The 9,404-nt window shown below is 45.4% G+C and carries 8 protein-coding genes; 4 read left to right on the forward strand and 4 right to left on the reverse strand.

Features of this window, described 5'->3' with window-relative positions; translation table 11 throughout:
* The first annotated feature begins 213 nt into the window (after positions 1 to 213).
* Positions 214 to 1,248, forward strand: a complete 1,035-nt coding sequence (locus tag QT990_RS34670) for a VOC family protein (RefSeq protein ID WP_333466345.1) — start codon at positions 214 to 216, stop codon at positions 1,246 to 1,248.
* Between the two features lie 389 nt (positions 1,249 to 1,637).
* Here the strand turns inward: QT990_RS34670 and QT990_RS34675 are convergent, their stop codons facing one another.
* From QT990_RS34675 to QT990_RS34685, 3 genes are all read right to left on the reverse strand, one after another.
* Complete coding sequence (locus QT990_RS34675) at positions 1,638 to 2,444, reverse strand: DUF1838 domain-containing protein (RefSeq protein WP_333466346.1); 807 nt, start codon at positions 2,442 to 2,444, stop codon at positions 1,638 to 1,640.
* A 147-nt stretch (positions 2,445 to 2,591) separates the two neighbouring features.
* Complete coding sequence (locus QT990_RS34680; RefSeq protein WP_333109618.1) at positions 2,592 to 2,879, reverse strand: RNA-binding protein; 288 nt, start codon at positions 2,877 to 2,879, stop codon at positions 2,592 to 2,594.
* Between the two features lie 1,250 nt (positions 2,880 to 4,129).
* Positions 4,130 to 4,348: a hypothetical protein gene (locus tag QT990_RS34685; protein ID WP_190736419.1), complete on the reverse strand. Its 219-nt coding sequence runs from the start codon at positions 4,346 to 4,348 to the stop codon at positions 4,130 to 4,132.
* A 182-nt stretch (positions 4,349 to 4,530) separates the two neighbouring features.
* Here QT990_RS34685 and egtC point away from each other — a divergent pair, with 182 nt between their 5' ends.
* From egtC to egtD, 3 genes are all read left to right on the forward strand, one after another.
* Complete coding sequence (gene egtC / locus QT990_RS34690; RefSeq protein WP_333144031.1) at positions 4,531 to 5,319, forward strand: ergothioneine biosynthesis protein EgtC; 789 nt, start codon at positions 4,531 to 4,533, stop codon at positions 5,317 to 5,319.
* Entirely contained in the window at positions 5,291 to 6,631 is a 1,341-nt protein-coding gene (locus tag QT990_RS34695) for an ergothioneine biosynthesis protein EgtB (protein WP_333144030.1), read from the forward strand. The genes egtC and QT990_RS34695 overlap by 29 nt, the downstream gene beginning before the upstream one ends.
* Positions 6,632 to 7,042: 411 nt before the next feature.
* Complete coding sequence (gene egtD, locus QT990_RS34700) at positions 7,043 to 8,086, forward strand: L-histidine N(alpha)-methyltransferase (RefSeq protein ID WP_333144029.1); 1,044 nt, start codon at positions 7,043 to 7,045, stop codon at positions 8,084 to 8,086.
* A 436-nt stretch (positions 8,087 to 8,522) separates the two neighbouring features.
* On the opposite strand, the gene QT990_RS34705 is transcribed toward egtD, so the two are convergent.
* On the reverse strand, positions 8,523 to 9,134 hold the full coding sequence (locus QT990_RS34705) for a hypothetical protein (protein WP_333109415.1): 612 nt from the start codon (positions 9,132 to 9,134) through the stop codon (positions 8,523 to 8,525).
* Between the last annotated feature and the right edge of the window lie 270 nt (positions 9,135 to 9,404).

Here is a 9,404-nt window from a genome sequence, read left to right on the forward strand (position 1 = left end):
CCTTCTTCCTCTTTCCTTCTGCCTCCTGCCTCAAAACTCCAATTTCTAGCGGAGGGCTGCAAAGGTGAGATGCTCCCGGTACTCATGGCCTCCGTGGCCTCCGTGGCCTCCGTGGGCATACCTTACCACGCTTGAGAACCGCTATATATCTCGCTTAGATATCTCACAGCGAACACTCCGATGTAAAAGTGCGTAAATTATGTTTCAAAAAGTATGAATCAAGTGCAGCCCCTTTCCATCGCAGGCATTTACGAAGTGTGTATTGGCGTAGCCGATGCGATTCCACAACTGCAATATTGGGAGCAATTTGGATATCGGATCGGTAAAATAGGAGAATTCTCGGCATCCGAAGCTGGCGAATTATATGGAGTTAGTTCAAAAGTGCGATCGATTCGACTCGATCACCAAGATGCGGATCACGGATTAATTCGCTTGATGATTTGGGAAAAACCTACAAACGATGGTTTGCAAATGTCGTCAATGAAGGTGAAAGGCAACCGTTGGGCAACTACTTTAACTGCTGATTTGTTGAATATCCTCAACCATGCCGAAGATGCTGAATCTGCCAATTTGTCGGTCAAATATACATCCCCGCACTGGGAGATTATTTACAACAAAGAGCGAAAACCGCGTCCTTTTGTCGAGGCGGCTGTCGGAGTGCGTGAGATGATGCTTTTGCAGCCTTTGAGTCGGCAAGTTTTTTTTCAAAGATTCAATTATGCTTTGCCTAATTACGGGAAAATCAATCCCAATGCTTTTTTTAAAACCAGTCAAATTACCCACATGGGAATGGTAATTCAAGATGACAGCAAAGAAACGCTGCTATTTTATGAAGAAGTTCTGGGGTTGATTCGGGCGCGCGACGATGTAGAAACTACCTTTGAGTCTTCCCTCGCCGGAAGGGAGATTTTTGAGCTTCAGTCTGGGGAAGGATTTGTGGTGACAGCTTTTGATGACCCCCGATCGTCGAAAACAGATTTTAAGGCCGCGCGATCGGGTAGACTGTATATTCTGAGGTTTCCGAGTTCGATCGCACTAAGCGATCGATTTGAGCGCGCCAATCCCGGATGTTTGGGAATGTCGCTGTACACATATCGAGTGTCTAGTATTGCAGAATATTTGGAGCGAGTCAAAGCCAGCAATGCACAAAAAATCACAGAAATAGTCGCTAATGAATTTGGGGAACAAAGTTTTTCCTTCATTGCACCTGACGGATATTTTTGGACATTGATAGAATCAGGTTTGTAGTGAAGAATGCAAGTCTTAATAAAAATCACAAGACTTGCATTCTTCACTACAAATTAATTTGACTGATATCAGTTCCGGTTACACTCCTTATGATATAGAGGAGACTGCACGTGCCGCTTCCCTACGCCAGATTAATTGTAGGGGCACGGCAGTGCCGTGTCCTGGCTGTAAGTAATATTAATTCCGATGCTACCGGATTTGATATGATGCGGTAATGTCCTGGTGCGCGCACCCTACATTGACAGTTCGCGATCGCACTCCGACTGCTCGAAACCGGGGAAAGATGGACGAAAAGACGCGTTTGGGCCTGCAGATTCAGTAAAAAACCCGGTTTCGCATGGGCCGCCATGCGATCGCGAACTGATTGAGGGCATTCATCTATTATGAGCTTATGCTTCCGGTGCTGGCAGAGGGAATCTTTCTCCCGCGAGATAAGCATCAAAGTTCTGTTGAAAATAAATCCAAGAAGTCATATCTTCCACATCTAATTGCGATTTCGGCGCATCTTTATACAAAGGAATGCGAGTTTTGATTTCATCTTGCAGCAATTGAGGTAATTCTGTCCAACTCTTGACTTTGGAACCCGTGGCACTGTAAATCATGTTACCGGGTCGATTTCCCATTTTCATCCATGCCAGCCACGGCCCGATTCTATCCCAACTCAGAATTACTTGAGAAACTGAGACAAGTTCGGGATTTAATAATTCTGCTGTGGGCACTGTCAGCTTAAATAATTCTGCTGCTTGATAGATGGGATTTGGACTGTAATCAACAAATCTGGCATCCTCAGCTAAAGGATTAGGATAGTTGGGAAATAAGTCAAAGACAAAAGTCGTAATTTCAGGCTCTACTTTAGCCGGGAAAATTCCTTTAAAATTCCCTTGGACGGGGTTGTTAGCAACGTGAGCAACCGTTAGGGTTTCTCCTGTCCAAGGGTTCTCCCATTTGTGGAGAATTTTTCCGCTGTTGGGGTCTAGATAGTAAGTTAGTTCTCGCGAGGTGAATTTCCAGCCGCCCTCGCCGTCAGCAATACACCTGCTTGCACTCATGCCAAGTATTTTGAACAAGCGCTTTTTCGGTTCGTTGGGAACAAAAGAGTAAATATAACCGTTCCAGGTGAGAAATGTTGCTTCACCGTCTAGGGAACTGCGCGTTTTCACCCATTCTTTGGCATCAAATTCTTGTAATAAAACCATACCGCAGGCTCCTCTAAATAATCGATGTTTTTGTGCAGCGGATTTGACATTGCATCCCCCAAATCAACTGCTGCTTGCAATTCGGCGCTACTGGCGCACTGGTGCATCAGGTGGGTTTCGAGAGGATGTCAACCGCCGCATCGCAGACTAATATCCGTCGTTTCTCTTGATACCTGCGCCTCGATTTCCCTCTTCTTTCGGTTTAGCTTTGTTCACTCGCAAGGGACGCCCCATCCACTCTGCACCGTCTAATTCGGCAATTGCAGCGTCTTCTTGGGCATCCTCCATCATCTCAACAAATGCAAAACCGCGCATCCGACCGGTTTCCCTGTCGGTAGGCAAGACAACTCGCTTGACTGTGCCGTGTTCTGCAAATACTGCTTTCAGGTCTTCTTCGGTGGCGCGGTAAGACAGATTTCCAATGTAGATAGTCATGTCGATCGAACTGAACTTGTTGTGCTATACATAATAACCTGTTAATTTAACTGTCAAGTGCTATCTACCATACAACTGGGCGATCGACTCTGACTAAAAGGGTTTGCCGCACTGACCGAAAGCATCCAGGATACAAGCCCCCGGATTTATGCGTGGATAAATAAAAAACCTGTATCCGATAAATAAGCCCCCAAATTTATCCGTGGGGTTAATGCTTCAAATCTAAAATCTAAAATCTAAAATCTAAAATCGATTGACCAACCCTTGGTAATGGCTGCAATAGTTAGCTTAATCACAACTCATATCCTCATTCATCCGCAGGGCGAGTCAGGATATGAGTTTTGGGGCGGCGAGGAATCCCACCCGTGAACAATACTTGATTTTAATCTGATCAGTGATAGGTGGGCGACGAATCACCAAGCATCTTCGGAAACAAAGCGACTAACAAGGTATAGCAATCCTCGCATCATTTGTGAATTTCTTACGGACTCCCCGCGGCTTCGGGGAGGGTTGGGGAGGGGTAAAAAAATTACGATTTATTTAGGATTGCTATATGGTTCATAAAGTTCTAATATATAGCAATCCTAAATGATTTGTGTAATTCTTGTAGGGGCAAAACCCACGCCCGGTTGCCCCGCCTTGGGTGGGGTAGGCACGGGGAGTAGGGGTAGCACTACCCCTACATATTTTTACAACTGATTTAGGATTGCTATAAGTTAATTTAAGAAGGAAAATGATACAATTAGATTTGATACTTTTTATGCTCCGGCAACCTACCGAAACAATGAAAAAATGCTTTGGTAATGATGAAAAATGGTCATAAAAAGAGGCAAATCAGTAAATAAAGGAATCAAGAAAAAGGGCGAAAGTAATATAGTTGTCGCCCCCTTCGCCTGATTTATCATAAGACTGAAAAATTATGGTCAAAACTTACAAATATTTTCCGTTTTATCCACAAAACAAATTATCAATAATTAGGAAAGGCGATCGAGTTTGCATTCCGTCAACTTTCTCAGCAAGATATTTGGAACTGCTCTACACACTGCTGTTATTGTACTTCATCAATCTGAGAAAGGCTATACGGGAATCGGTTGTGTCTGTGCAGACTTTCTAGCGGGAAGTGAGCAATTCAATCTAGCCAAATCTGGAAATCCCGTAAGGGAAAAACGCGAAAAGCCAAACAGTGAAGTTTGGAAGCCCACGCCATAACTGTAATCAGTTTGGCGTTGGGAGGATGTTACTGCTTTTCCTTAGTCGATCGAGATTGACTGAGGCCCCGTGCTTTTACCGTTGGTGGGTTCGGCTGGGGGAGTAGTGTAGGAAGTTGAACCAGCTTGCTCGTCGATCCAGCTTTTAACGGGATCTTCGTGAAGGTTGAGTCGAAGCAGGCCAGATAAAAATCCGCCCGCGAAGGCGATTGGCTGTTCGATCAATTCTTTCGCCATTGGGATGAGTTCGTCGAGGAACATTCAAGAGTCTCCTTGTGCTGCAGGGGTTCTACCTTAACTGTATCGTTTGTACTGCGATGCTGGCAGCGGCCTACAAAAAACCTTCCAGCGCTGAAGATGGGCGATCCTCTTCGAGGGCTTCGCTAACGGGCAATTTTTCGGCTAATGACTTACAATGCTAATCAAATTGCTGCAAAAATTTTATGTGCCGTTTGCTTGGCTACCTCGGGGAGCCGATTTTACTTGATGCTATTCTGTACAAGCCGGAACATTCCCTAATTGTGCAGAGTTACGATCCCCGCGAAATGACTTCTGGCCTACTCAATGCTGACGGTTTTGGTATTGGTTGGTATCACCCGCACCTAGATACTGACCCGTTTACCTATAAAAATGTACAGCCAATTTGGAGCGACATTAACCTTCCGAGTATCAGTCGATACGTTGAATCTGGATGCGCGATCGGATATGTTCGCAGTGCAACTTCAGGACAACCTGTAGATTTGAGCAACTGTCAGCCGTTTCAGAACGATCGCCTGCTGTTCGTACACAACGGCTTCGTGAAGAATTTTCGGCAAACTCTTTACAGACCAATTCGCGATCGGCTCAGCGATACCCTGTATCAATCAATTAACGGTACTACAGACTCAGAGCATATCTTCGCCTTGTTTGTCAATGAATTGACCGCCGGAAATCTGACCATACAAGCTGCTTTGCAAAACTCCCTGAAAACTTTGGCAGAGCTAGCAAACTTTCACCAAGTAGAATTTTCAGCTAATATAATTATCAGCGACGGACACCAGCTCGTTGCCTCTCGCTTTGCTTCCCAAAAAACCCCTCCTTCCCTCTATTGGCTGCGAGACGATTTAAATTTCCCAAATTCTGTCATCATTGCTTCTGAACCTTTATTTGCTGGCAATTGGCACGAGTGTCCAGTCCAGAGCATTATCAGTACCGGAGTAGAGCGTGATATCGAAATCTATCCAATCTTGTAGAGAGGCAATTTATCGCGATTTGCAGCAGTGTCGCAGCGGCACTTTCAAGCTATTTGCAGACATCGATTATGATACTTTTTGCCGTCAAGCTCATCCTGATTTCAGTCCAGTTGGCTGGCACTTAGGCCACATTGCTTATACTGAGGATTTGTGGCTGTTGCAACGATGTGCTGGCTTGGAACCTGTGTTTCCTCAGTATCACCAACTGTTTGCTGCTGATATTTTGCCGAAAAAACAACGGGTTTTTCTGCCGAGGTTACCTGAAGTTGAATTATATCTGGACGCGGTGAGAAAAAAGCTGTTAGATTATTTGGAAGTAGCGCCGATCGACGAGCAAGAACGTCTCTGGCGGTTTATTATTCAGCACGAAAGTCAGCACTGCGAAACTGTTGCTTTCGTGTTGCAAATGCACAGGAAAAAGGAAGGAACGCACGACACGGATTTGGACACGGATACACGGATTAATTCTCTACAACAGCGAGGAATAAAGCAGCAGAAATTCCCAATGCCCAATGCCCAATGCCCAATTCCCAATGCCCAATTCCCAATGCCCAATTCCCGATACCCAATTACCGATTCGGCGATTGAAATTCCGGGCGGGGAATTTTACATGGGAAGCGATGCTGCTGAGGCTTTGGATAATGAGCGATCGCGCCACCTGTGTTATTTAGAAGCATACTCGATCGATCGCTATCCCGTCACTTGCCGTCAATACCAAGATTTCATGGAATCCGGCGGCTATCAAAACCCTGATTGGTGGTCAGCGGACGGGTGGAAATGGCTGCAAGGCGAAGCCGTCTCTCAACCGCTTTACTGGTCAGAAAATCCAGCTTTCAACAACCATCCAGTTTGCGGAGTGAGTTGGTACGAAGCCGAAGCTTACTGCAACTTTATCGGCAAGCGTTTGCCATCGGAAGCCGAATGGGAAAAAGCGGCAAGTTGGGATGCCACAAATCAAACATATCGCATCTATCCTTGGGGAGAAGAACCGCCAAACGGCAGCCTGTGCAATCACGGCAATAATATTGCCAATACCTCGCCAGTTGATGCCTTCCCTAAAGGAGCAAGTGCGATCGGCTGCTATGATATGTTGGGCAATGTTTGGGAGTGGACTGCTTCAAGCTTTGACGCCTATCCGGGATTTGAAAGTTATCCTTACAGGGGATATTCTCAAGTTTATTTTGATGGAGAACACCGGGTTTTGAAAGGCGGGAGTTGGGCAACTTTTCCGCAGGCACTGCGATCGACCTTTCGGAATTGGTACTATCCGGGCGTGCGGCAAATTATTGCTGGTTTTCGCTGCGCTAAGTAGTTCGCTATTTCATTATAATTATCGAGTGCACGGCTCCGTGCGCTCCTTGGTTCTTAGTGAAGACTAAAGTCCTCAATACACTCGCTCGGACTAAAGTCCTCCCTACTAACTTATAACGGTTCTTTTACGGATACCATATAAAAGGATTGATGGGGAATTAGGGACAAATTTGTTTGCGAAATGCTAAAGCTTTGATCGGGTAAAAATATTAAATAAAAAAACTTTTGTGAAGTTTTTTATAATTTTAGTTGAAAATTTTTAAGTTTTATTTAAGTTTTAATTGTGGGTGCGAGATCCATCTGGTGAGATAATACAGAACCGAGAGCGACATGAAAAACCTCACTTGAGCGCGATATTTGGCAACGCGACTGCGTGCTATACCCATATATATGTGCATCTAAAAATTACTTTATGAAATCCCCAAGACTGTCCGACACGACAAACTCAGCCTCAACGAAGGAAAACCGGCTGCATTTAGAGCGGCTGGTGAGCGCTGCGGCACTGACACCCGCAGAAATCAATGCTGGCAGCGATGCAGTTAGCGGGTTGACTCAAACCCCCAAATCCCTGCCTCCAAAGTATTTCTACGACGATCGCGGCTCAAACCTGTTTGAGTTGATTTGCCAGTTGCCGGAATACTACTTGACACGCACTGAGACGGCAATTTTGCAGGGGTGCGCGGGGGCGATCGCCAATTTAACGGGCCCTTGCCAAATCGTCGAACTCGGCAGCGGCAGTTCCACCAAAACTCGGATTCTCCTTGATGCTTACAGTCAACTGGAATATCCCCTGCACTATTTGCCGATCGATATCAGTCCTACTATCCTAGAAAGCAGCGCTTGTCAACTGTTGGCAGATTATCCGTCGCTCCAGATTCACGGACTTGTCAGCACATACGAATTAGCCTTAGCTAAAATTGCACCGTCGCCGTTGCCAACCCGAATGATTTGCTTTCTCGGCAGTACCCTCGGCAATCTCAACGCTCAAGAATGCGATTTATTCTTCTCGCAAATTGTCGGTGCACTGCAGCCGGGAGAGTATTTTTTGCTGGGAATTGACTTGGACAAATCTAAGGATATTTTAGAGCCTGCCTACGATGACAGTCAAGGAGTAACGGCAGCATTTAACTTGAATATGCTGCGACATTTAAATCGAAAATATGAGGGAAATTTTGATTTAGCACAGTTCGAGCATTGGGCTTTTTACAATCAAGAGGAATGTCAAATTGAAATGCACTTGAAAAGTAAAAAAGCGCAAACAGTGCAGTTGCGTTCTCTCAATTTAACAATTGAATTTGCAGCGGGAGAAACTATCCGCAGCGAAATATCGCGCAAGTTTAATCTCAATACTGTAAAAAAAGAACTGTCGCAGCGTGGTTTAATGCCAGTGCAGGTTTGGACAGATCCAAATCAGTGGTTTGGCTTGATGCTTTGTCAGATGTCAGTTGACAGTTGACCGTTGACCGTTGGCAGTTGGCAGTTGGCAGTTGGCAATTGCCAATTGTTATTTGTTATTTGTTTTGAATATCTCCCAATAATCAGTAACTACTGACTTCTGACTACTGACTTCTGACTTCTGACTTCTGACTACTGACTTCTGACTTCTGACTACTGACTTCTGACTTCTGACTTCTGACTACTGACTTCTGACTACTGACTTCTGACTACTGACTTCTGACTACTGACTTCTGACTACTGACTTCTGACTTCTGACTTCTGACTTCTGACTTCTGACTACTGACTACTGACTACTGACTACTGACTTCTGACTTCTGACTTCTGACTACTGACTACTGACTACTGACTACTGACTACTGACTTCTGACTTCTGACTTCTGACTACTGACTACTGACTACTGACTACTGACTACTGACTACTGACTACTGACTAATTAACAAATCGGCCGCTGTCCGGGTTTGACGGCGTGAATGTACTCACTGCCGGAGGTTGGCCATCCCCGCTTATAATAAGCTTCCTCCGGCTTCCCCCAGCCCAACTGCAACAAAATTTCCAGAAAATCCAACTTTTCCCACTTGGAGAGATTGGCCCATTCTGTGCGCTGGGCTATAGCTTCTACATCAATCGGCTCGATCGATCGAAAATCCTTCCCGCTGTTAATGCTTAAATACAAATCCATCCCCGCAGTTACCTGCTGCCAGAATTCCAACATAGAAATCTTAGCTGCCTTCAGCGTTATCAAATCAACCGGTAGAGCTATTAATTCGTCATCCACTGCCGGATAGCGTAGAGTATTGCCTTTAACCGCCATTTCCCGCCAGACAATCCCAGAAACTTGATGTTCCCGCTGGTATTCGTGCACAGCCGCCTTAAAATTTTGATAAGCAGTGAACTTCTGAACTCCCTCAGATTTGAGAAAGCGGTCAATCACGGGGTTGCCTGTAGCAGGAGTTTCAGTCAAGTTGAGGCGCCGCCCATGCAAGCAGGCTTGGCGCTCTTCTTCGAGGATTTTAATGAGTTCCGCCGTGCTGTAGACCTTGGACATCTTTATTGAGGCAAAATCAAGATATTGGCTGATATTCGGCTGGTTTTCTCGACTAATCTTCGGTAAAGATAGTTTGGCTGTTCTGGGCAATATTCAGTTTTGCCGTTATTCTAACTTTTCTTGCTGCTTAATTCTAGTGTGAGAGTTTACAGGAGTCGATCCGCGAAATCCCGACAGCCTCTTAAAAAAAGCAGTTAAGGAATGAGAATTAAATAACTTCCACTCTTGAAAGTGGGATGGGCGTCCCGCCCGTCCTTTTTGGACGGGCGG

Origin of the sequence: Microcoleus sp. T3_B1 (assembly GCF_036700445.1) — a bacterium.
Taxonomy (GTDB): Bacteria; Cyanobacteriota; Cyanobacteriia; order Cyanobacteriales; family Microcoleaceae; genus Microcoleus.